The 21,797-nt window shown below is 70.4% G+C and carries 20 protein-coding genes; 6 read left to right on the top strand and 14 right to left on the bottom strand.

Annotation, left to right across the window (positions count from 1 at the left end):
- Window positions 1-42: 42 nt before the first annotated feature.
- Window positions 43-2,982: a UPF0182 family membrane protein gene (locus tag ABTX60_RS19895; RefSeq protein ID WP_352098498.1), complete on the bottom strand. Its 2,940-nt coding sequence runs from the start codon at window positions 2,980-2,982 to the stop codon at window positions 43-45.
- A 163-nt stretch (window positions 2,983-3,145) separates the two neighbouring features.
- On the opposite strand from ABTX60_RS19895, the gene ABTX60_RS19890 reads away from it, so the two are divergent.
- On the top strand, window positions 3,146-3,688 hold the full coding sequence (locus ABTX60_RS19890; RefSeq protein WP_352098330.1) for a PPA1309 family protein: 543 nt from the start codon (window positions 3,146-3,148) through the stop codon (window positions 3,686-3,688).
- Window positions 3,689-3,743: 55 nt separating this feature from the next.
- On the opposite strand, the gene ABTX60_RS19885 is transcribed toward ABTX60_RS19890, so the two are convergent.
- From ABTX60_RS19885 to ABTX60_RS19870, 4 genes are all read right to left on the bottom strand, one after another.
- Window positions 3,744-4,835 carry a YlbL family protein gene (locus ABTX60_RS19885; protein WP_352098329.1) on the bottom strand — a complete coding sequence of 364 codons (1,092 nt, stop codon included), beginning with the start codon at window positions 4,833-4,835 and terminating at the stop codon, window positions 3,744-3,746.
- 102 nt (window positions 4,836-4,937) lie between these two features.
- Window positions 4,938-5,102 carry a hypothetical protein gene (locus ABTX60_RS19880; RefSeq protein ID WP_199825688.1) on the bottom strand — a complete coding sequence of 55 codons (165 nt, stop codon included), beginning with the start codon at window positions 5,100-5,102 and terminating at the stop codon, window positions 4,938-4,940.
- A 140-nt stretch (window positions 5,103-5,242) separates the two neighbouring features.
- Entirely contained in the window at window positions 5,243-5,704 is a 462-nt protein-coding gene (locus ABTX60_RS19875; protein WP_350708576.1) for a molybdenum cofactor biosynthesis protein MoaE, read from the bottom strand.
- 119 nt (window positions 5,705-5,823) lie between these two features.
- Window positions 5,824-6,945: an SDR family oxidoreductase gene (locus ABTX60_RS19870; RefSeq protein WP_352098328.1), complete on the bottom strand. Its 1,122-nt coding sequence runs from the start codon at window positions 6,943-6,945 to the stop codon at window positions 5,824-5,826.
- Window positions 6,946-7,137: 192 nt separating this feature from the next.
- On the opposite strand from ABTX60_RS19870, the gene ABTX60_RS19865 reads away from it, so the two are divergent.
- A complete protein-coding gene (locus ABTX60_RS19865; protein ID WP_352098327.1) occupies window positions 7,138-8,598 on the top strand; it encodes a zinc-dependent metalloprotease in 1,461 nt (486 codons plus the stop codon).
- Window positions 8,595-9,116: an NUDIX hydrolase gene (locus ABTX60_RS19860; RefSeq protein ID WP_352098326.1), complete on the top strand. Its 522-nt coding sequence runs from the start codon at window positions 8,595-8,597 to the stop codon at window positions 9,114-9,116. Before ABTX60_RS19865 ends, ABTX60_RS19860 begins: the two co-directional genes overlap by 4 nt.
- A gap of 169 nt (window positions 9,117-9,285) precedes the next feature.
- Here ABTX60_RS19860 and ABTX60_RS19855 read toward each other — a convergent pair whose 3' ends face one another.
- The 4 genes from ABTX60_RS19855 to ABTX60_RS19840 form a co-directional block, all read right to left on the bottom strand.
- Window positions 9,286-10,041 carry an AIM24 family protein gene (locus ABTX60_RS19855; RefSeq protein ID WP_352098325.1) on the bottom strand — a complete coding sequence of 252 codons (756 nt, stop codon included), beginning with the start codon at window positions 10,039-10,041 and terminating at the stop codon, window positions 9,286-9,288.
- A 16-nt stretch (window positions 10,042-10,057) separates the two neighbouring features.
- On the bottom strand, window positions 10,058-10,738 hold the full coding sequence (locus tag ABTX60_RS19850) for an AIM24 family protein (protein WP_031112077.1): 681 nt from the start codon (window positions 10,736-10,738) through the stop codon (window positions 10,058-10,060).
- An 11-nt stretch (window positions 10,739-10,749) separates the two neighbouring features.
- On the bottom strand, window positions 10,750-12,459 hold the full coding sequence (locus ABTX60_RS19845; RefSeq protein WP_352098324.1) for a TerD family protein: 1,710 nt from the start codon (window positions 12,457-12,459) through the stop codon (window positions 10,750-10,752).
- 142 nt (window positions 12,460-12,601) lie between these two features.
- Window positions 12,602-13,210, bottom strand: coding sequence for a M48 metallopeptidase family protein (locus ABTX60_RS19840; protein WP_352098323.1), 609 nt, complete (start codon window positions 13,208-13,210; stop codon window positions 12,602-12,604).
- Between the two features lie 355 nt (window positions 13,211-13,565).
- Between ABTX60_RS19840 and ABTX60_RS19835 the strand changes: the two genes are divergently transcribed.
- Complete coding sequence (locus ABTX60_RS19835; RefSeq protein ID WP_352098322.1) at window positions 13,566-14,780, top strand: TOMM precursor leader peptide-binding protein; 1,215 nt, start codon at window positions 13,566-13,568, stop codon at window positions 14,778-14,780.
- Complete coding sequence (locus tag ABTX60_RS19830) at window positions 14,773-16,143, top strand: ABC1 kinase family protein (protein WP_352098321.1); 1,371 nt, start codon at window positions 14,773-14,775, stop codon at window positions 16,141-16,143. The genes ABTX60_RS19835 and ABTX60_RS19830 overlap by 8 nt, the downstream gene beginning before the upstream one ends.
- 598 nt (window positions 16,144-16,741) lie before the next feature.
- Here the strand turns inward: ABTX60_RS19830 and ABTX60_RS19825 are convergent.
- The 4 genes from ABTX60_RS19825 to ABTX60_RS19810 form a co-directional block, all read right to left on the bottom strand.
- Window positions 16,742-17,065: a putative WhiB-interacting protein gene (locus tag ABTX60_RS19825; protein WP_352098320.1), complete on the bottom strand. Its 324-nt coding sequence runs from the start codon at window positions 17,063-17,065 to the stop codon at window positions 16,742-16,744.
- On the bottom strand, window positions 17,062-17,427 hold the full coding sequence (locus tag ABTX60_RS19820; protein WP_352098319.1) for a WhiB family transcriptional regulator: 366 nt from the start codon (window positions 17,425-17,427) through the stop codon (window positions 17,062-17,064). Before ABTX60_RS19820 ends, ABTX60_RS19825 begins: the two co-directional genes overlap by 4 nt.
- Before the next feature lie 173 nt (window positions 17,428-17,600).
- Entirely contained in the window at window positions 17,601-17,927 is a 327-nt protein-coding gene (locus ABTX60_RS19815) for a hypothetical protein (protein ID WP_352098318.1), read from the bottom strand.
- A 164-nt stretch (window positions 17,928-18,091) separates the two neighbouring features.
- Window positions 18,092-20,287 carry an ATP-dependent DNA helicase UvrD2 gene (locus ABTX60_RS19810; RefSeq protein ID WP_352098317.1) on the bottom strand — a complete coding sequence of 732 codons (2,196 nt, stop codon included), beginning with the start codon at window positions 20,285-20,287 and terminating at the stop codon, window positions 18,092-18,094.
- Between the two features lie 183 nt (window positions 20,288-20,470).
- Here ABTX60_RS19810 and ABTX60_RS19805 point away from each other — a divergent pair, with 183 nt between their 5' ends.
- Window positions 20,471-20,713, top strand: a complete 243-nt coding sequence (locus ABTX60_RS19805; protein WP_003992805.1) for a mycoredoxin — start codon at window positions 20,471-20,473, stop codon at window positions 20,711-20,713.
- Between the two features lie 88 nt (window positions 20,714-20,801).
- On the opposite strand, the gene nudC is transcribed toward ABTX60_RS19805, so the two are convergent.
- Complete coding sequence (gene nudC / locus ABTX60_RS19800; RefSeq protein WP_352098316.1) at window positions 20,802-21,746, bottom strand: NAD(+) diphosphatase; 945 nt, start codon at window positions 21,744-21,746, stop codon at window positions 20,802-20,804.
- Window positions 21,747-21,797: the final 51 nt, after the last annotated feature.

Below are 21,797 nucleotides of genomic sequence, written 5' to 3'. Positions count from 1 at the left end.
CCGTATCACGGCGCGGGATGGGCATTTGACCAGGCCAGGGCGCTAGCTGCTCGGCTTCGGACTCGGACTGCCGCTCGGCTTGCCGCCGGGCTTGCTCTCGCCGCCCCCGGAACCGCCGGCCCGGCTCGCCTCGGACTGTGCGTCCTCGGCCCGCTGCAGGGCGTCCTCGAGGTCCTTCTGCGCCTTGCCGTACGCCTCCCAGTCGTTCTTCTTCAGGGCCTCCTGACCCTCGTCGAACGCCTTCTGGGCGTCCTGCAGGGCCTGCTGGACCGTCGGGTTGTCGGACGTCGGCGGCGGTTTCGTCGTATCACCCTCGCCCGGTGGCTCGGTGGTCGGGCCGTCCGCTCCGAAGACCTTGTTGAGGGCCTCGTCGAGGGTGTTCTCGAAGGCGGTCTGGCCTCCGTAGGTGACCAGCACCTTGCGCAGCAGGGGGTATTTCAGTCCACCACCGCGTACGTAGACCGGCTCCACGTACAGCAGTCCTCCGTCGAGCGGCACCGTCAGCAGGTTGCCGTACTCGACTTCGGAGTCGCCGCCTCTCAGGAGCCTGATGGACTCGGCGATGTCCTCTTGCGAGTTGAACTGGCTCTGGACCTGCTTGGGTCCGTTGACCGTGGTGTTGGTCGGCAGTTTCAGGATTCTGATCTTGCCGTAGTCACTGGTGCCCGCCTCGGCGTCGACCGCCATGAACGCACTGAGGTTGTCCCGGCCGTTGGGCGTGAGGGTCGTCGTCAGCGAGAACGCCTGCGCCTTCTGGTCGGGCATCTTCATGCTCAGGTAGTACGGCGGCACCGCGCTGCCCGACCGGTTCGTCGGGTCGTCCGGCACCTGCCACACCTCGCTGCCGCTGAGGAACGTCGTGGCGTCCTTCACGTGGTAGCGCGTGAGCAGCTCCCGCTGGACCTTGAACAGGTCCTGCGGGTAGCGCAGGTGGTCCATCAGGTCCTTGGAGATGTCGCCCTTGGGCTCCACCGTGTTCGGGAAGGCCTTCATCCAGGTCTTCAGGACCGGGTCCTTGGTGTCCCACTGGTAGAGCTTGACCTTGCCGGTGTAGGCGTCGACGGTCGCCTTCACCGAGTTCCGGATGTAGTTGACCTGGTTCTGCTGGGCCACCACCGCGCGGTTGTCGTTGGTGGCGGTCAGCGAGTCAGCCGTGGTGTCGCCGAGGGTCGTACGCGAGGAGTACGGGTAGCCGTTCGTCGTCGTGTACGCGTCGACGATCCACTGGATCCGGCCGTCCACGACCGCCGGATAGGCGTCGCCGTCGATGGTCAGCCAGGGGGCGACCGCCTCGACGCGCTCCTTGGGCGTGCGGTTGTACAGGATCCGTGACCCCTCGCCGATGGCCCCGGAGTACAGGATCTGCGGCTCTCCGAACGCCACCGCGTACGCGGCCCGGTTGACCGGGTTGGAGAGATTGACCCCGCTGTCGCCCTTGTAGCTGGTGGTCTTCTCGCCGTTGTCGTCGGAGTAGTCGATCTCCTTCTGGGGACCGCCGACGATCGAGTACGTGGTGGTCTTCTCGCCGTAGTAGACCCGCTGCTCGTACGTGCCGAGGTCGCCCTCGGAGGGCAGGTCGGACTCGGTGAAGTTCGGACGGCCCTGGGCGTCGGCGCTGGTGCCCTCGGCGGCGACCACTCCGTAGCCGTGCGTGTAACGGAAGTGGTTGTTGATCCAGTTCTTCTTCGGGATGCCCGCGAGGTTCAGCTCACGCAGGCCGATGACCGTGTCCTGGTCCTTGCCGTCCTTGGCGTAGCGGTCGACGTCCAGGTTGGTCGGGAACGCGTAGTAGTTCCTGATCTGCTGGAGCTGCTGGAACGTCGGCGAGACGATGTTCGGGTCCATGATCCGGATGCTCGCCGTGGACGGGACGTCGTCGCGCAGTGTGCTCTTGTCCTCGGTCTTGCTCGTGCCCGAGTAGTCGGTGACCTTGGTGCCGTCGATGCCGTAGGCCTTACGCGTCGCTTCGAGGTTCTTCTCGACGTACGGCGCTTCCTTGGCCTGCTCGTTCGGCTGGACCTGGAACTTCTGCACGATCGCCGGGTACAGGCCGCCGATGAGGATCGCGGAGAGCACCATCAGACCGAAGCCGATCACGGGCAGCTGCCACGTGCGCCGCCAGATGGTGGCGAAGAACAGCAACGCGCAGATGACGGCGATGCAGAACAGGATCGTCTTGGCCGGCAGGTAGGCGTTGGCGTCGACGTACCTCAGGCCCGTCCAGTTGTCGGTCGCCCTGAAGTCGCTGGACTTCACCGCGAGTCCGTACCGGTCGAGCCAGTACGCGACCGCCTTGAGGGCGACGAAGACGCCGATGAGTACCGACAGGTGCCCGGTGGCCGCGGCCGTGGCGCGGGCACCGGGGCTGGTGACGCGCAGCCCGCCGTACAGGTAGTGCGTGAGCGCGGCGGCGATCACGGACAGGATCGCCGCGGCGAAGCCGAAGCCGAGCAGGAACCGGTACCAGGGCAGGTCGAAGGCGTAGAAGGAGACGTCCAGCTTGAACTGGGGGTCCTTCTGCCCGAAGGGCACGCCGTTGACCCACATGAGCCATGTCCGCCACTGGCCGGAGGCGGAGGCGCCGGCGATCAGGCCCACGAGGGCGGTGATCCCGAACAGCAGCCACTTCTTGTAGGGCGCGATGCCCATCCGGTAGCGGTCGAGGTTCTGCTGCTCCATCGACATGGCGCTCAGCGGTGGCCGCAGCCGGTGCGCCAGCCAGATGTTGAAGCCGACGGCGAGGGCCATGAGCAGGCCGAAGACGAAGAAGAGCCCGATCTTGGTCCACAGGGTGGTGGTGAAGACCGAGGAGTAGTTCACCGAGCGGTACCAGAGCCAGTCCGTCCAAAAGCCCGCGAACATGGTGAACGCCATGCCGAGAACGGCAAGGACGCCCAGCGTCATGAGCAGGGTCCGGACTCGCCGGGACGGGCGGCCCACTCTGATCCGCGGCCCTGTCGGGCCTCCGCCGCGGTCCGGCATCTGGAAAGCCAAGGTGCGCACCTCGAAGTTCGCTGTTGATTGGTCAGGCCCGCGTCTTCACGGGCCGTACGTGGCCCCGTGATCGTGGGGCCCCCACCTATGCAACTTACTCACCGTTTACTCGGTTCCCGATTCCGGCCGGGAACGAGGCAGGATTGTGACCATGTCCAACACTCCCATGGCTGCGAACCCGCTCACCCGGGCCGTTCTCGAGATCGACGAGTACGTCTCCGGCCTCGGCTGGGACCAGTCAGCCCGCCTTTTCGCCCTCGTCGACACCGCACGGCTACGGGCCGAACAGCCCTCGCTCGCGGACCGGCTCGGTCTGGGGGACGAGTCGGAGAACTCCGGCCTCACCCCGATCGAGCAGGACGAAGTGCCAACGGGCAAGCCGCTCGACGAGTTCCTCGCCACCATCGCCTGGCCCGACGCGGTGGTCGGCTGCGCCCTCGCCGTGGAGCGCCTGATGCTGCCACCGTCCGCGGAGGCGCAGGTTCCGCAGGGTCTGAGCGAGGCCGCCCTCACGAAGTGGGTGGCGGACCACCCGGACCGCCAGGAGGTCCGCATGACGGTCGCGGTCCTGCGCGACGGCACGCGTGAGTCGGCCCTGCGGCTGCGCGAGAAGGACTCCCCCACCGAGGTCCTGACCGGTTCCGACCTGGTCCCGGGGCTGGCGGAGGCGCTGGCCGCGACGTTCGAGGAGTAGCGACCGCCGAGGAGCGGACCGCGGGGCCCGGCTTTCCGGGCCCTCGGTCCCCCGGCTACTTACCGCACTTCGGCAGGTCCGCGGTGTCGCCGCTGCGGATGTCCTTCAGGGCTCCCAGGGCGTCCTTGATGGTGCCCACCTTGATCAGGGTGAGACCGTCGGGGGTGTCCGCGGCGGCGGCCGCGCAGTTGTCGGCGGGCGTGAGGAAGTACTTCGCGCCCTTGGCCCGCGCGCCCACGGTCTTCATCTCGATGCCGCCGATCGGCCCGACCTTGCCGGTGTCGTCGATCGTGCCGGTGCCGGCCACGAACGTGCCCCCGGTCAGGCTGCCCGGGGTGAGCTTGTCGTAGATGCCGAGCGCGAACATCAGCCCGGCGCTCGGCCCGCCGACGTCCGCGAGCTTGATGTCGATGGTGAACGGGAAGGTGTGGTCGGTCCCGGCGGAGATCCCCACGATGGCGCGCTTCTCACCGGTGTCGTCGGACGTCGTGGTGGTCATGGTGATGTCCTGCGTCCTGGTCGGCGTCCGCTTCTCCTTCTCCGCGGCGACCTGCTCCTTGGCCGGCACGATCGTGAAGCGGACCTCCTGGCCCGGCTTGTGCTTCGTGACGAGCTTCGCGACGTCGGCCGGCTCCTTCACCGCCGTACCGTCGACGGCCTTGATCACATCCCCCGCGTGCAGCTTGCCCTCGGCGGGGGATCCCTTGACGACCGTGGAGACGATCACCCAGGACTTCACCGGAACGTCCAGCTGCTTCAGGGCGGCGACCTTGGCGCTCTCCTGGGACTGGCTGAACTCCTCGGCGTTCTCCTGGGTGGACTGCTCCTCGGTCTTGCCGTCCGGGTAGAGCGTCTCGTGCGGCACGACCTTGTTGTCGTGCGCGAGCCAGCCGTAGACGGCTTCGACCAGGTTCATCCGGTAGTCGGCGCTCGTGACCCGGACCGTCGTCATGTTCAGATGGCCACTGGTGGGGTAGGTCTTCCGGCCCTCGATCTGCAGCACCGGCTCGCCGTCGTGATCGCCCAGCGTGTTCACCGTCGGCCCCGGGGACATCTCCGAGTACGGCACGGGGATGAACACTCCCGCGCACAGGAGCGCGATCAGCATCAGGGTGGAGGCGAGCATCGTCGCGGTGCGGCGTGGCATGAGTCGACAGTACGGGACGGTCCTGTCAGCGCACCGTCAGGGCCGCCCGTCCGGGGCGACCCTGCTCTCTGCAACGCTTGTGACCTGCGGGTTCCTCGGTCATCAGGCTCCCGGGCGGGGCTTCTCCATGGCCTCGCGGAAGCGGATGTAGCCGGTGAGCTCGGGGCCGTCGTTGCGGACCTTTCGGGTCCGGTGGGCCCAACTGCCCCAAAGTCCCGCGCCGATGGCAGCCACAAGCGGAATCAGCAACCAGGCGAGCGCCGCCATGCCGACCTCCAACCCCTTTGAGCATCCGCAACTGACTGATCAGCAGATTAACGATCCGCAGTGACAACGCTCACGCCAGGGGTGCGGTTACGCAACCGGAGGGCCGCTTCCAGGCTCGGCAGGCGGGCTGCCGGCCGGGGTCAGCAGGCTCCGACCCACTCCTCGGTGCCGTCGGAGAATTTCTGGTGCTTCCAGATGGGCACTTCGTGCTTGAGGTCGTCGATCAGCTTGCGGCAGGCCTCGAAGGCCTCTCCGCGATGCGGACAGGAGACGGCGACGACCACGGCGAGGTCCCCGACCCGCAGGTCTCCTACGCGGTGCACGGCCGCCAGGGCCCGCACCGGGAACTCGGCGGCGACCTTCTCCGCGACGCGCCGCATCTCGGCCTCGGCGCTGGGGTGGCAGGAATACCCCAGCTCGTCGACATCGGCACCGCCGTCGTGGTTCCGCACGGTTCCCACGAAGAGCGCGGTGCCTCCGGCCGCGTCGTCCCCGACGGCCCGGAACACCTCGTCCAGGGAGAGAGCCGAGTCCCGGATCCCGATCAGCTTGATCGGGTCCTGCGCGGCCTGCTCACCGGGGTGATCGTTCGTGGTTGCCATGCCTCCATCGTGCCGCACGCGACCGACAGCACGGAATAGAGCCATCGACCGGCACGCGCGCGTACCCGTTTGGAGCCTCCTACAGGGCGGCCTTCTGCGGCGCTCCCCGCGCAGGCGTTTCAGATCCGCCGCCGGGCCTTCCGCGCCCGCCGCACCACCGCCGCCGCGCCCAGCAGCGCCACCGTCGCACCGGCGGCACCCGCGGCCGTCGCGTCCTTGCGGCCCAGCCGCCGCCCGGCGACCGTGTGCCGGCCGGAGACCTCCTCGAGGAGCTCCGCCAGCACCTCCTCGTTGGTGTATCGCGGCCGCCACCCGGCGTCGTGCAGCCGGCTGCCGCTGACCACCCAGGGGTACATCGTGTACGCCAGGTCCCCGGCCGGGGAGGGCGTGAGCCCGATGCGGTGCAGTCGCGCCGCCGCACCCAGCGCGACCGCCGACGGCAGCTCCATCCGCCGGATCCCGCTGAGCTCCTCGACTTCCTCCTGCTCCAGCCAGCCGTCACAGCCGACGCTCAGTTCCCCGTCGACCTTCTCCAGAACGGCGTACTCCAGCGCGCTGCACAGGTCCTCGACGTGGCAGAACTGCCACGCGGGCCGCGATCCGGCCACGACGAGAAGCCGGGGCGACTCGAAGTACCTGGTCAGTGCGGTGTCGGTGCCTCCGACCAGCACGGCCGGCCGTACGACGGTGACATTGAGCCCGGGGTGCGCCCGGGGCGCGCGCCGGGCCAGCCGTTCGATCTCCAGCAGGTCGCCGACGCCCGTCGCCTCGGCCGTGGCGCGCAGCTCGGCGTCCTCGGACAGCGGCAGCTCGTTGTCGGGCAGCGCCCCGTAGACCATCGCCGAGGTGCACAGCACGACCCGGTGCACTCCGGCGGCCGCGGCGGCCGTCAGGACGGTCTGCGTCCCCCGTACGTTGTAGGCCGTTCGGGCGGCCGCGTCGGTTTCCAGGTCGAGATCCAGCGCCAGGTGCACCACCACGTCGGCCCCGCGCAGCTTGTCCGCGATGGCCGGGTCCCGTACGTCCAGGATGTGCCACTGGGCCGCCGCGCACTCGCCGCGCCGCTCGTCGATGGCGACGACCTGCTTGACCTCGTCGGATGCGGCCAGCTGCTCCGTGAGCAGGGCTCCGACGCCGTACGCGGCACCGGTGACCGCGACGACGGGTCCGCGTGCGGCGGGACTCGCGGAACTGGTTGACTGGTTTCGCGCTGCGCGAACCTGCGGATCTGGGGAACTCACCGGGCGTCTCCAGCGGTTGTCTTCAGTACGAGCGCGTCCGACGCGTGCGTACCAGGTGGCATCCATCCTGCCGCAGGCCGTCAGTCGGCGAAGCACCGAGGCCCGATCCGCCCCGGGTGTCTACGCTGGGTGGTGTTGTCGGGCAGCCGTGCCGCCGGAAAGAACCGGCGGCCCTACCAGCCGAGGAATCCCGTGAGTGACACCCCATTCGGATTCGGCCTTCCGCCGGAGGAGCCGGACGACGGCGACGAGGGCAAGAAGAAGGACCAGCAGAGCGGTGGTGGTCAGGGACCGGCCAACCCGTTCGGTTTCGGCGGCCTGCCCGGAGCCGGTGGCTTCGGCTCGGGCCCCGGTGGCCCTGGCGGCCCCGGTGCGGACAATCCGTTCGCAGCCATGTTCGGGTCGCTGAACCCCACCGACCTGGGCGCCGCGTTCCAGCAGCTGGGCCAGATGCTCTCCTACGAGGGCGGCCCGGTGAACTGGGACATGGCCAAGCAGATCGCCCGCCAGACGGTCTCCCAGGGCAGTCCCGACGGCACCAAGGACGCCAGCGTCGGCCCCGCCGAGCGCAAGTCCGTCGAGGAAGCCGTCCGCCTGGCCGACCTGTGGCTCGACGACGCCACGTCCCTGCCCTCCGGCGCCGCCTCCGCGGTGGCCTGGAGCCGCGCGGAGTGGGTCGAGGCCACCCTGCCCGCCTGGAAGGAGCTGGTCGACCCGGTCGCCGAGCGTGTCGGCAACGCCATGGGCGACGTCCTGCCGGAGGAGATGCAGGCCATGGCCGGCCCGCTGATCGGCATGATGCGCTCGATGGGCGGCGCCATGTTCGGCACGCAGATCGGGCAGGCCGTCGGCGTGCTCGCCGGCGAGGTCGTCGGCTCGTCCGACATCGGCCTGCCGCTCGGTCCGGCCGGCAAGGCCGCCCTTCTGCCGGTGAACATCGAGACGTTCGGCAAGGACCTGAGCGTCCCCCAGGAGGAGGTGCGGCTGTATCTCGCCCTGCGCGAGGCCGCCCACCAGCGCCTCTTCGCGCACGTGCCGTGGCTGCGCTCGCATCTGTTCGGCGCGGTCGACGGCTACGCCCGCGGGATCAAGGTCGACACGGCCAAGCTGGAGGACGTGGTCGGCCAGTTCGACCCGCAGAACCCGGAGCAGCTGCAGGAGGCCCTCCAGCAGGGCATGTTCCAGCCCGAGGACACGCCCGAGCAGAAGGCCGCCCTAGCCCGTCTGGAGACGGCTCTGGCGCTCGTGGAGGGCTGGGTGGACGCGGTGGTCCACGCCGCGGCGAAGCCCCGTCTGGCGTCCGCCGACGCCCTGCGCGAAACGCTGCGCCGCCGTCGCGCCTCGGGCGGCCCGGCCGAGCAGACGTTCGCCACGCTGATCGGCCTGGAGCTGCGCCCGCGCCGCCTGCGGGACGCCTCCCGTCTGTGGGCGTCGCTCACGGACGCGCGTGGTGTCGACGGCCGGGACGCCCTGTGGCACCACCCGGACATGCTTCCTACGGCGACCGACCTGGACGACCCGGACGGCTTCGTGCACCGCGAGCAGATCGACTTCTCCGAGCTGGACAAGATGCTCGGCGAGGCGGCGGACAAGCCCGACCTCAGGAAGAAGGACGATGGCGAGGACGACAACAGGGGCGACGACGCCGGGTGAGCCTGTATGACGACGCGGTCCTCGTGCTGAAGGGGTACGAGGACCAGACGGAGCTGCGCCAGGCCTATCTGGACCATCTGGCGGAGCACCCCGACGGTCTGTGGAAGGCCTGCCACGCGGGTCACATCACGGCGAGCGCCCTGGTGATCGACCCCGAGGGCGGCCGGGTGCTGCTGACCCTCCACAAGAAGCTGCGGATGTGGCTTCAGATGGGCGGCCACTGCGAGCCGGGTGACGCCTCCCTCGCGGGTGCGGCCCTGCGGGAGGCGACGGAGGAGTCCGGCGTTCCGGGCCTCTCCCTGCTGTCCGGCGGGCCGGTGCGCCTCGACCCGCATCCGATCCCGCCGCCGTGCCACCGCCACTTCGACGTCCAGTACGCGGCCGTGGCCCCGCCGGACGCCACGCACGCGATCAGCGACGAGTCACTCGACGTGCGGTGGTTCGGCTACGACGAGGTGCCGGACGTGGCGGACGAGTCGGTGGTCCGCCTTCTGGAGGCGACGCGCGCGAGGCTCTGAGGCCCGGGCATGGGTGGGGGCGACCGCATGGGCGGCCGCCCCCAAATCATCTGACGCCGGCTCGCGCGCCCCGTCAGGGGCGCGGGGAACGGCGCGGCCGGCCACGGACGACCCGCGGCCGGGACGAGACCATCCGCCCCTGAACCCCTCGGCCGAACCCGCGGAACGCTCAGCTCCAGACGTTGCCCTGGTTCTGCCCCCGCGCCCCCTGCTGGCCCATGCCGTACTGCGCGGCCAGGCCGGAGCCGATCTGGGCGCCCTGCGGCGGCAGCAGCTCACTGGGCTGGACCAGCGCGTAGCCGGTGCCCATGAAGCTCAGCTCCCAGCCCTCACCAGTGCTGCCGCGGCGCCGCCACACCCCGGAGGAGTGCGTCTGGGCCTGCATCTGCACCCGCAGGCTCGTCGACCAGGCGACGATCGCGTCGGCGTCGCAGTTGACGTACTTGTCGGGCGTCACCTGCAGCAGCAGCGGCATCCCGGAGGTCATCAGGGCGACCTTGCCCCGGCCCGAGATGTTGAGCTGGTACTTCCCGGAGCCGGAGATGCCGTACAGGCTGTCCACGGCGATGACTTCGTGGTGCAGGGAGGAGTCCATCGCCAGGACGTAGCTGCTGTCGACGGTGAGGCCGTCCTGGTCCACGTCCATGACGTGGACGTGCTGCTTGAGGTTGGCGAGGTAGACCGTGCCCTGCCCGTGGCAGCGCATCAGGTCGAGACCCTCACCGGTCTGCGCACGGGCACGTGACTGCTGGTTGCTCTGGAACTCGGCGTCGAACTCGACGAGGCCCTGGTAGGCGACCATGGTGCCCTTGCGGGCCAGGACGTCGTCGTGGCCCTCCAGTGTGACGCGCAGCATCTGCTTGTTCTGCAGGCTCCAGCGCTCCTGGGTCTGCTGCTCGTTGTAGGCGAAAATCGGGCTCTGCATGACGTGTGGCTCCCCCTCAGCCCCGGACCCGGAGGCGGTCGGTGCTGTCCTCGCTGGGCTGGACGACGACGATGCCCTGACCGGAGAAGGCCATCTGGTAGGCCTCGCCGCTGCCGCGGCCGATCAGCGACTGTGCCCGGAAGCTGCGCTTGCCCTTCACCTTGAGGTTCGGGGACCAGGCGACGAGCGCGTCGGGGTCGACGTAGGTCTCGTCCTCGCCGCCTCCGCAGTCGACGACGATGGGCTTGCCCCGGGAGGTCAGCGCGACCCAGCCCTGCCCGGAGATCTTGGTGTTCCACAGGCCCTGCCCGGCGAACTTGGCCAGGCCCTTGACCCGCTCCACGCCCCAGGTGAGGTGGGCGTCGAAGGCCAGCAGATTGGTCGCGTTGACCGAGATTCCGTCGCCGTTGAGATTGATGACGACGACGTTCGCCCCGTAGTCGGCGAGGTAGAGCAGACCGTCGCCGGAGCACTTCATGAGGGGCGCGCCCTCACCGGTCATCCAGTCCTTGGCGATCTGGCGCACGGCCGGCGGGTTGGGCTCGTACTGCACGAACCCTTCGTAGGCGACCATCGACCCCACGCGCGCGAGGAGGTCGTTCCCTGTCTGCATGGCCACCTTCAGCATGTGGTTGCCGTGGTTCTCCATGCGGGCGGTGACGGGGGCGGGGGCGTGGCCCGCGAGTTGCTGTGTCATGACGGGCTCCCTCAGACCTCGTACGGCTGGACGACGATGAAGTTGCCGGGCGCTCCCCGGAACTGGAGGTTGACGCTCTCCCCCGTGTCACCGGGGTAGGCGTTGCGGCGCATCCGCACCTGGCTGGAGACGACGACCTGGGCGGCGGCCGACCAGGCGACCACGGCGTTGCAGTCGGCGAACGTGGTGGGGGTGACGGGCAGCACCACGGGCGTTCCGTGCGTCTTCACGACGATCGTGCCGGTGCCCTGGAACTGCATGGTGAACAGGGCGCCGCCGGGGATGCCGTGGCCCTCGATGCGGCGGACCTCGTAGGTGAGGCTCTCGTCGAACGCGAGGACGTTCTCGGCGGAGACGCAGACGGCGTCGCCCTGCAACTCCAGAGGGTGCAGCATGGTCGAGTTCTCGGCGAGGAACACCTGCCCCTGGCCGGTACAGCGCATGAGCTGCATCTCCTGGCCGGTCGCGTTGCCCACGATCCGGCCGGCGAAGCCGGCGCCCTTGTAGCTGAAGTCGACCTTGCCCTGGTAGAGCACCATGCTGCCCTGCCGGGCGAGCACGGGCTGTCCGCCGATGCCAAGGTCGACGCGGACGAGCTTCTTGTTCTGCTGGGTCCAGCGCTGCCCCGTGGGCGTCTCCTTGAACTGCTGGAGCGCGGCGGACACGCCGGGACCCTGGGGAGCGCCCTGCGGGGCTCCGTGGGGAGCCTGCCCGAACGGCGGCTGCTGGCCGTAGCCAGGGGGCGGCGTGGGCTGGCCGTAGCCGGGGGGCGGGGCCGGAGCGTGGGGCGCCTGTGGCGCATGAGGTGCCTGGGGCTGACCGTAGCCGGGAGGCGGCGGGGCCGTCTGGCCGGGGACCTGGCCGTACTGCGGCGGCTGCTGACCGGCCTGGCCGTACGGCGCGGGCGCCGGCGCCGGGGGCGGCACCTGGGAGCCACCGGGCGGGGTGTGCAGGGGCGCCACGATGGTCGGGGCGGCGTGCACCTGGGGTGCGGGCGCCGGGGCCGGAGGCGGGGTGGGGCCGGCCGGGGGCGCGAAGCCCTGCGCGGCGGGCTGGGGCGCGGGAGCCGGAGGCGCCTGCGGGGCGGGGGCCGCGCCGGGTTCCGGAGTGGCGGGGACGCCGAACGCGGGCGGGGCGAAGCCGGGGGCGGCGCCGGCCTGCGGCTGCTGCGGCGCCGGCGCGGGCGTCTCCTCCTCGGCGACCTCGCCGCCGAAGTTCTTCAGCAGCGCGTCCAGACCTCCGTCGAAGCCCTGACCGACGGCGGCGAACCGCCAGACGTCCTTCAGGTAGAAGTCGCCCAGCATCACGGCCCGTTCGGTGGAGAACTCCGAGCCGTTGAAGGAGTAGCGCGCCACCTCCTCGCCGCCCGCGACGATACGGATGTATCCGGAGGCGATCTGCGACATCTGGCCGGCGCCGTCGATCGTCGCCGTGAAGGACAGCTTCTGGATCTGCGACGGGATGCGGTCGAGCGTCACCCGGAAGGACTCGGTGTCGCCCGCCTGGGCGCCCAGGAGCTGAATGGACTCCTCGGGGGACTTCGGCTGGTTGAAGAAGACGAAGTACCGGTCGTCCGAGAGCCGTTCGTCGGCGTCGAGGCCGAAGCAGCTGATGTCGAAGCTCAGTCCGGGGCCGGTGATCTGTACACCTACGTACAGATCCGTACCCGCGGTGAGGTCACTGATCCTGGCCTTGTGGCCGCGTTGGAATTCCCTGGCCATGCGTAACGACCGTCCCCCATCCAGAACGTAAGTGCGTCGCGCCAGGCTAACGGCAAACTCGGACACCGGACGAGGTCGGTACAGAGCCGGTACACAACGCCCGCTCAGCCGTATCGGCTGTTCGCTCGCGGAAAGCGGTCGGTCACCCCGCCGGGTCGTCACCCCTGGTGCCGGGTACGTGGGGCAACCGCTCGGCGGCTACGACGCCTTCGAGGTATCCCCGGGCGCGTTCCGTGCGCGGATAGGCCTCCAGGAGTTCCCAGAAGCGCGGTCCGTGTCCGGGTACGAGGAGATGCGCGAGTTCGTGGAGGAGGACGTAGTCGACGACGTACTCGGGCATGCCCTGGAGGCGGTGCGAGAGGCGGATGCTGCCCTCGGCGGGGGTGCAGGAGCCCCAGCGCGTGTTCTGGTTGGTCACCCAGCGCACCGACGCGGGCCGGGCCCGACCGTCGAAGTACTGGTCCGAAAGACGCCGGGCCCGCTCGGCCAGCTCTGCGTCGCCGAGGGCCCGCTTGCTCTCCTGGGCGGCCAGCTTGTCGAGCATGACGGTCACCCAGCGCTGTTCCTCCGCCTCGGACATCCGGGCGGGGATGAGGACCACGGTGCGATCGCCCTCGCGGTAAGCGGAGACGGTTCGGCGTCGGCGGGCGCTTCTGCGTACCTCGATCGCGCTCGCCCTTGAGCCGCTCGGCGGCTGGCTCGTCGTGCTGCGCTGTGCGGTTCCGGCGCGGTGCAGTGGGTCGGCGGGCACGCCCCGACGTTACCCGCTGCACACGGGGAAGTCCCGACTCCGGGACGCTTCGGTGCCGCCGCTGCCACCGGCCGCCGGATTCGTGCGACCCGGCTGCCCGGATTTGTGGCTGCCGGATTCCTATGACACGAGCGCCGGATTTGTCGGGCTCGGTCGCCGGACGGCAGGACACGGGCGCCGGACCAGTACGACTAATACCCACGCCTGTGGATAACTTTCAGCGGGTTGCTGCGGGGTTGGGCATGCTGGATCTCGTCGGCGAAGCCACGGCGAGGCCGGTCCGGGACCAGGGGCCGTACCCGCGCCGGGGACCGTCGGCATATGGGGACGATCTACGGCAAACGGGGGCCTGTTCATGCATCCGACGGTGAAACCCGCGCTCAGGCGCGGCTGGCGCGACCTCAACACCGTGCAGTTCGGAATGACACCGGCGCATGCGATGACGCTCGGCCCGATGGACCTGGCCACGGGCAGCTTCCTCGACCTGCTGAACGGCACGCGGGGGCTGGAGCTGCTCCGCGAGGAGGGACGCCGCATGGATCTGCCCGACGGTCATGTCGACAAGCTGGTGCGGGGGCTCGCCCGGGCCGGGCTGCTGGACGACACCCGCGGCGGCGGGCCGGCCGCAGAGGCGCTGCGGAAGAAGAAGGAGGTCCTCGACCGGCTGCGCCCCGACCTGGCCTCCCTTTCTCTGACGACATCGACCCCCGGCGGTGCGATGGGACGGCTGGCCGCGCGGCGCTCGCAGCGCGTGCAGGTGCGAGGCGCGGGCCGGGTGGGTGCCGTGCTGGCCTCGCTCCTGGCCGGGGCAGGCGTGGGCGGGGTGGACGTGATGGACGGCGGCCGTGTGGAGCCGTGGGACGTCGCGCCGGGCGGGCTTCCCCCGGATGCCGTCGGCGATCGCAGGGACGAGTCGGCCCGCCGTGCCGTGCGCCGGGCGGCCCCGGACCGGCCGCCGCGCCGCGCGACGGCCGAGGCGCCGCTGGAGGATGGCGACCCGGGATTCTCGCTGGTGATCCTCGCCTCGCGGGACGATGTCGCCGTGCACGCGCCGGACCCGGCCGCGGCGGAGCCGCTGATGGCCTCCGGGACGCCCCATCTGTACGCCGGTGTGGTGGAGGGCACCGGCGTGGTCGGTCCTCTCGTCCTGCCCGGCGAGACGGGATGCGCGGGATGCCTGCACGAGGACCGCGTCGACCGGGACCCCGCCTGGCCGCGTCTGGTCGCCCAGTGGCGCTCCGGCAAGCAGCGGCAGGTGCCACCCTGCGACCTGGCACTGGCCACGGCCGTGGCCGGACTCGCGGCCGCCCACGCACTCGCTTTCCTCGACGGCCGCGCCCCCTCCAGTTCCGGGGCACGCTGGGAGTGCTCCGCCCCTGATCTCCACTGGCGTGCGCGGCCGGTCCGGGCGCATCCTGCATGCCCCTGCGCTGCGGCGAAGAGAGGAAAAGGGGAGCACCTCTCGGAGGACGGGGAGTCACACGAGACAATGGCTGTGCAACGGCCGTCGGAGCAGTGCCGTGAGGCAGAGGCGGAGCGGCCGGCTGGGACTTGGAGGGCGCATGTCTGATCTTCCCCGGAAGGCGGTTACCCGGACCGCCAAGCTCGCCGCGCTCCCGCTCGGCATCGCCGGGCGGGCGACCTGGGGATTCGGAAAGCGGATCGTCGGTGAGTCCGCCGAGCTCGTCGGCCGCGAACTCCAACAGCGCACAGCGGACCAGCTGTTCAAGGTGCTGGGTGAGCTCAAGGGCGGCGCGATGAAGTTCGGCCAGGCCCTGTCCGTCTTCGAGTCCGCGCTGCCGGAGGAGGTGGCCGGCCCCTACCGGGCCGCGCTGACCAAGCTCCAGGAGGCGGCGCCCCCCATGCCGACCAGGACCGTGCACGCGGTGCTCGAGGAGCGGCTCGGCGAGGGCTGGCACGAGCTGTTCCTGGAGTTCGAGGACAAGCCCGCCGCGGCGGCCTCGATCGGCCAGGTCCACCGAGGGGTGTGGCACGACGGCCGCGAGGTGGCCGTCAAGGTGCAGTACCCGGGTGCCGGCGAGGCCCTGCTGTCGGATCTCAACCAGCTGAGCCGCTTCTCCCGCCTGCTCGGCCCGCTGATTCCCGGCATGGACATCAAGCCCTTGATCACAGAGCTGAAGGACCGCGTCTCGGAGGAGCTGGACTACGGTCTGGAAGCGCAGGCCCAGCAAGCCCACGCGGAGGAGTTCACGGACGACCCGGACGTGGTCGTGCCGCAGGTGGTGCACCAGTCCGACCAGGTCCTGGTCACCGAGTGGATGGACGGCATCCCGCTGTCGGAGATCATCTCGGACGGCACCCAGGAACAGCGCGACCGTGCCGGTCAGCTTCTGGCCCGCTTCCTGTTTTCCGGGCCCGCCCGAACGGGCCTGCTGCACGCAGACCCCCACCCTGGCAACTTCCGGCTCCTGCCCGGCGGCCCGGAGGGGGAGGACGACTGGCGCCTGGGCGTGTTGGACTTCGGCACCGTCGACCGGCTCCCGGGGGGCCTGCCGGCCACCATCGGCGAGTCCCTGCGGATGACCCTCGACGGTGAGGCCGAGGCGGTCTACGAGCTTCTCTGCGCGGAAGGGTTCGTCAAGGAGACCATAGAGCTGGACCCGGACGCCGTCATGGACTACCTGCTGCCGATCATCGAGCCGGCCCAGGTCGAGGAGTTCACGTTCACCCGCGGCTGGATGCGCAGCCAGGCGGCTCGGGTCGCCGACCCCCGTTCCCCGGCCTACCAGCTCGGCAAGCAGCTCAACCTGCCGCCGTCCTATCTGCTGATCCACCGGGTGACGCTGAGCACCATCGGCGTGCTGTGCCAGCTGGGGGCGACGGTGCGGCTGCGCGGGGAGCTGGAGGAGTGGCTGCCGGGGTTCGTCCCGGAGGACCCGGCGGACGGCGAGGAGGCCGTGGCGCAGGCCTGAGTTCCCACCGCGGGCTCACCACCAGGCTGAGTCCAAGCGCCCCTCGATGGACCTGAGGTTCTCGCGGGAGCAGGCCTCGCAGTAGTGGCGAAGAGCGCCGTCCTCCACGGAGTAGGTCCAGGTGAGGGGTGGGCCTTCGGTCGGCACCTCGGCCGATGTGCCGCAGCGCGCGCAGATGCAGCGCCGCGGTTCCGCGGCGGGACCGCCGCCACTGCCTCCGGAAGGACTCGTCACCCGGCGACGATATCTCCGCACCCCGCGACGCGGCAGGCACAACGCCCGGGGCACGGCACACCACATGGGCGCGATTTGGCGCCAGGCCGCGGGCTGGCACCAGGCCCCGGGGTTCGCTGAGCACCCGCCCCGGCCCGGCGGGCACCGCACGCCCTGCCCGGCAGGCATCGCATCCTCTGCCCGGGGGGCATCGCGTCCTCTGCCGGGGGCACCGCACGCAGACCAAGTGGCCCCGTGCGTGTGCTCTCCGGGCGGACAACGCGCCGCGGGGGCCGGTCCGTTCGGTACGGACCGGCCCCCGTGGTGAGAGGTCGGCGGCGGCCCGGCCTCCCGGGCCGGAACGCCCCGCTTCAGGTACAGCGGATTACTGCATGACCGCCATGGCGAGCGCCCGGCGGGCACGCAGTGAGGCGCGCTCCGCCCTGCGCTGCATACGGCGGGCGGACGCCAGGCGCACGGCCAGGCGATCCCGCTCCGCCTCTTGCAGTCGCTCGCGCATATGCGCACGAGCCATGGCTTCTGGGATGAGTTGCATCTCTCGGGTCCTGTTCTGACGCGAGTCCTTCGCGCCGCTGGTGGGGAAGTCTTGGGTCGCCGAGCCGGCGGGCTCGTCAGTGGACGGCTTCATCGGGGCCTGCTTCTGGGGGTCGTGCGTGAGGGGACGGTCGATGGTTCCTGCGGTGTTCATGCCGTGACCGGGTTCTTGCGCGGGCGGCCACGCGGCCGCTTCCGGGCGACGACGACACCCTGGACGAACAGCTCGCCACCCCAGACGCCCCAGGGCTCACGCCGCTCCTTGGCACCGGCGAGGCAGGCCTCGACCAGCGGGCAGGTGCGGCAGAGGGACTTGGCGTACTCGACGTCCGCGGGCGTCTCGGCGAAGAAGACCTCCGGGTCGTAGGAACGGCACGGGACGGGTACGCCGAGGTTCTCGATGGCGTCGTCGAGCGCGGTGAGCGCGGTGAGCGGGGTCAAGGCGGGGTCCTCCGTGGAGCCGGGCTTGGGGATCGTGGAAGGCGGTACGGACGGGGCGTGCGCTTCGAGTTGCACGGTTCGTCTTCCTCGTCAGGTCGTTCCGGCCTGTTGGCCGGGGGGTGGTGGTACCGGGTTCTTTTCTTGTCCCGAGGCTCCTTCGGTCCGTCGTCCCTGTTCAGGGACAAACAGAAGGGCCGCGGATCCCGGATGGGGTTCCGCGGCCCTGAAGGCGCCGGCCTGATCGGCGATCAGGCTGGATCACTCCAGGGTTCTGGCCCACGGAAGGCCCACATCTGGTGGTGCTGCGTCGTCTGCTTCCGGAATCCGGCACCGGTCGCCGTAAAGGCATAGGCCTGTGCCTGTGCCGTTACTGCCGCTTCCAGTGCCTTGGTCGGTCGCTCATTGCGCTCGCGGACGGGAAGGCCCGCGGGAGCAACGGAGGAGGACGCCGACAGGACGGCACGAATGCCGGACAGACCGGTGCCCAGGTTCGAAACGCCGAGCATGCACGCGGAGACGGCCGAGCGATCGGTCATTTTCACGATGCTGACGGAGCTGGTGTTGATGCTGATCACTGGACTCGCCTCCTCTCGGCGTCTTGAGGGACTGGGTGAACCAGTCCGACGGATATGCAAGTACAACACGGAATCAGGGCCTCCGGGAAGGCCGCTGCTCTCGTGCCTAAGAACCTATGGGGATTGCCGGGGCATGCGCAAACTATTTTTTCGACGAGTTCGTGTCAGTCCTGATCTGTGCTCTCCGCGCCTGACTGGCCTGCGCAGATGGCCAGTACGTCGGCCCCGTAGCGGGTGAGCTTGCGCATCCCGACGCCCGGGATGCGGGCGAGCTCGCGTTCGTCGTCGGGGGCGGACTCGGCGATCGCCATCAGCGTCCTGTCCGTGAACACGCAAAAGGCGGGCTGACCACTGCTGCGTGCCTGGTCGGCCCGCCACTCGCGCAACCGCTCGTACAGGCCCTCGTTCATGTCGGAGGGGCAGTCGTCACAGCGCATCAGCTTCATCTCGCCCGGGTCGGTGAGCGTGCGGCCGCAGACCCGGCAGCGGGCGGGAACGCGCGAGGTCCGCCTCGGGGCGGAATCCCTGGTTCCGGAAATTCCGCGCTCGATTCCGCCCGCCCCGCCGGAGGGGGCACGGCCCGTGGTGGCCGTCGAGCCCGGGCGCAGTCCGTCGAGGAAACGGCTGGGACGGCGGTTGGGGCGACCGCCGGGCGAGCGGGAGAGCGCCCAGGAGACATGGAGGCGCTCGCGCGCGCGGGTGACCCCGACATAGAGGAGCCGGCGCTCCTCCTCGATCTGTTCGTCGGTCTTCGCGTAGGTGATCGGCATCATGCCCTCGGCCACACCCACGAGGAAGACGTTGTCCCATTCCAGGCCCTTGGCCGAGTGCAGCGAGGCGAGGGTGACGCCCTGGACGGTGGGGGCGTGCTGGGCGTTCGCCCGTTCGTCGAGTTCGGCGACGAGGTCGGCCAGGGTGGCGCCCGGCTTGGCGGCGGCGAAGTCCTGGGCCAGGTTCACCAGGGCGGCCAGGGACTCCCAGCGCTCTCTCACCGCACCGGAGCCGGCCGGTGGCTGGGTCGTCCAGCCCTCCCCCGACAGGACGGCGCGCACCTGCGAGGGCAGGTCGACGACATCGTCGAGAAGGGAGTCGTTGCCGCCGAAGCGGGCCGCGCCGCGCAGGGCGATGCCCGCCTTGCGCACCTCCGGGCGGTCGAAGAACCGCTCGGCGCCGCGCAGCTGGTAGGGCACCGCGGCGTCGGCGAGGGCCTGTTCATAGGTCTCGGACTGCGCGTTGGTGCGGAAGAGGATCGCGATCTCGGAGGCCGGGACCCCGGCGTCGATGAGCTCCCGGATCCGGCGGGCCGCGCCTTCTGCTTCGGCGGGCTCGTCGGTGTACTCGCAGTAGACCGGCTCGGGCCCCGCGGCGCGCTGGGAGACGAGCTCCAGGCGGTGATCCGCGGCCCGGCCCCGGGCCTGGGCGAGCAGGCCGTTGGCGAGGTGGACGACCTGAGGGGTGGAGCGGTAGTCGCGGACCAGCTTGACGACGGTGGCACCGGGGTGGCGGGTGCGGAAATCAAGCAGGTGGTCCGGGGTGGCTCCGGTGAAGGAGTAGATCGTCTGGCTGGCGTCCCCGACCACACACAGGCTGTCCCGTTCACCCAGCCACAGTTCGAGCAGGCGCTGCTGGAGGGGGCTGACGTCCTGGTACTCGTCGACCACGAAGTGCTGGTACTGGGCGCGGATCTGCTCCGCGATGTCGTGCCGGTCCTGCAGGACGGCCACGGTCAGCAGCAGCACGTCCTCGAAGTCGATGACGGACCGCTCGCGCTTGACGTCCTCGTAGGCGGCGTAGAGCTGGGCGATCTCGGCGGGGTCGCGGGGGGACTCACGGCCGGCCTTGGCGGCGGCGGGGGCGTAGTCGGCGGGGACGGTCTGGGTGACCTTGGACCATTCGATCTCGGCGGTGACGTCCCGCAGCTCGCCCCGGTCGAGCCGGATGCGGCAGGCCGCCGCCGCGTCGGCGACGAGCTGGATCTTGCGGTCGACGAGCCGGGGCATGGAGCCACCGATCGCTTTCGGCCAGAAGTACTGGAGCTGGCGCAGGGCGGCCGAGTGGAACGTACGCGCCTGGACGCCTGCGGCGCCGAGCTGGCGCAACCGGCCGCGCATCTCTCCGGCCGCGCGGTTGGTGAAGGTGACGGCGAGGACGCTGGAGGGGTGCAGCATGCCCGCGCGCACTCCGTAGGCGATGCGGTGGGTGATCGCCCGGGTCTTGCCCGTGCCCGCGCCTGCCAGGACGCACACCGGACCGTGCAGGGCCGTGGCCACCTCGCGCTGCTCGGGGTCGAGTCCTTCGAGCACGGCGTCGGCGGAGTCCGGTACCTGCGGGAACAGGGTGGAGTGCGTTGCTGCTGTCACACAGCCATGCTGCCAGGTCGCGCGAGACGGCTGCGCCGGTTGTCCACAGGCAGGCACCGATAGTCGTACCAATGCGGCAGGCGTCACGTCGGGCCGGGCCCGGGGACCGGGAATGGTGGACCTTCCGCATACGTTCCACCACAGCGACCACCCGCCCCGAGCCACCGAAGGAGCACGAGAGACATGCTGGGCACTGTGACGATGTACAGCACCACGTGGTGCGGCTACTGCCGCCGGCTGAAGAGCCAGATGGACCGCGAGGGCATCGCGTACACCGAGATCAACATCGAGCAGGACCCGGAGTCCGCCGCCTTCGTGGAGAAGGCCAATGGCGGAAACCAGACGGTGCCCACCGTCCTGTTCCCGGACGGCTCGACGCTCACGAACCCCTCGCTGGCTCAGGTGAAGCAGAAGATCGGCGCCTAGGCGCCGTGTGCTGGTGCGGGGAAGGCGGCCCCTGAGGAAGCTCAGGGGCCGCCTTCCTGCATGCCGGTTCGAACGCCGCGCTGACGGGTCAGACGACGCTCCGTGTCGGGAGCGGCTTGCCGTACCAGAGCTCGATCAGGCGCGCCGCGATCGAGATGCCGTAGGGCGGGAGCATCTCGCCGGACTCGAAGGCGGCGTGCAGCTCCTCCCGGGAGAACCAGCGGGCCTCGTGGATCTCGTCGCCGTCGACCTCGATCTCGGTCGAGGTGGCCCGGGCCATGAAGCCCAGCATGAGGCTGGACGGGAAGGGCCAGGGCTGGCTGGCGACGTACTCGACCTGGCCGACGCTGATGCCGACCTCCTCGTGGACCTCGCGGCGCACCGACTGCTCGATGGCCTCGCCGGGCTCGACGAAGCCGGCCAGCGTCGAGAAGCGGCCCTCGGGCCAGTGGACCTGGCGGCCGAGCAGGATGCGGTCGTCCTCGTCGGTCACGGCCATGATCACGGCGGGGTCGGTGCGCGGGTAGTGCTCCGCGCCGCAGGCCTGGCAGCGGCGGATGTGTCCGGCGGCGGCGATGACGGTGCGCTCGCCGCAGCGCGAGCAGAAACGGTGCGTGCGCTGCCAGTTCTCCAGTCCCACCGCGTGCACCATCAGGCCCACGTCGCGGGCCGACAGCAGGGCGCCCGCCTCGCGCAGGCCGGCCGGACGCGCGGACTGGTCCATCCGTCCGGGCAGGGAGTCCTTCTGGAGGGCGAAGTAGCTGACCCCGTCCTCGTCGATGCCGAGGAAGTAGCGGTGTGCCTCGGTGAGGGGAGCTTCGAAGGAGGGGGTCATGACGAGTTCGGTGCGCCCGTCCGCCGTCTCGTCGATGAGGACCTGCCCGCCGGAGACCACGAAGCAGCGCGTCGTGGGGTGGCTCCACGCCGCCGCGAGCCAGGCCTCGTCGAGCCGGTGGTGGGCGGCCCGGTCGATGCCGCTCGGGGCGGTGAGCGAGATGGGGCGGTCGGCGTTGTGGTCGGTCCAGGTGGTCACGGGTGCTTCCAACTCCCCGGTGGAACGGTCGGGTTCGGCAGGCGGTTCAGC

Origin of the sequence: Streptomyces sp. NPDC126510 (genome assembly GCF_040302345.1) — a bacterium.
GTDB lineage: Bacteria > Actinomycetota > Actinomycetes > Streptomycetales > Streptomycetaceae > Streptomyces.
This window is presented reverse-complemented; position numbering and strand designations above follow the sequence as displayed.

Excerpts from the sequence above, each read along its gene's own strand:
- ABTX60_RS19845 (WP_352098324.1), bottom strand. The coding sequence starts at position 12,459 with ATGGCCAGGGAATTCCAACGCGGCCACAAGGCCAGGATCAGTGACCTC.
- ABTX60_RS19885 (WP_352098329.1), bottom strand. The coding sequence starts at position 4,835 with ATGCCACGCCGCACCGCGACGATGCTCGCCTCCACCCTGATGCTGATC.
- ABTX60_RS19890 (WP_352098330.1), top strand. The coding sequence starts at position 3,146 with ATGTCCAACACTCCCATGGCTGCGAACCCGCTCACCCGGGCCGTTCTC.
- ABTX60_RS19875 (WP_350708576.1), bottom strand. The coding sequence starts at position 5,704 with ATGGCAACCACGAACGATCACCCCGGTGAGCAGGCCGCGCAGGACCCG.
- ABTX60_RS19830 (WP_352098321.1), top strand. The coding sequence starts at position 14,773 with ATGTCTGATCTTCCCCGGAAGGCGGTTACCCGGACCGCCAAGCTCGCC.
- ABTX60_RS19805 (WP_003992805.1), top strand. The coding sequence starts at position 20,471 with ATGCTGGGCACTGTGACGATGTACAGCACCACGTGGTGCGGCTACTGC.
- ABTX60_RS19895 (WP_352098498.1), bottom strand. The coding sequence starts at position 2,982 with ATGCCGGACCGCGGCGGAGGCCCGACAGGGCCGCGGATCAGAGTGGGC.
- ABTX60_RS19825 (WP_352098320.1), bottom strand. The coding sequence starts at position 17,065 with ATGAACACCGCAGGAACCATCGACCGTCCCCTCACGCACGACCCCCAG.
- ABTX60_RS19835 (WP_352098322.1), top strand. The coding sequence starts at position 13,566 with ATGCATCCGACGGTGAAACCCGCGCTCAGGCGCGGCTGGCGCGACCTC.
- ABTX60_RS19880 (WP_199825688.1), bottom strand. The coding sequence starts at position 5,102 with ATGGCGGCGCTCGCCTGGTTGCTGATTCCGCTTGTGGCTGCCATCGGC.
- ABTX60_RS19850 (WP_031112077.1), bottom strand. The coding sequence starts at position 10,738 with ATGACACAGCAACTCGCGGGCCACGCCCCCGCCCCCGTCACCGCCCGC.
- ABTX60_RS19855 (WP_352098325.1), bottom strand. The coding sequence starts at position 10,041 with ATGCAGAGCCCGATTTTCGCCTACAACGAGCAGCAGACCCAGGAGCGC.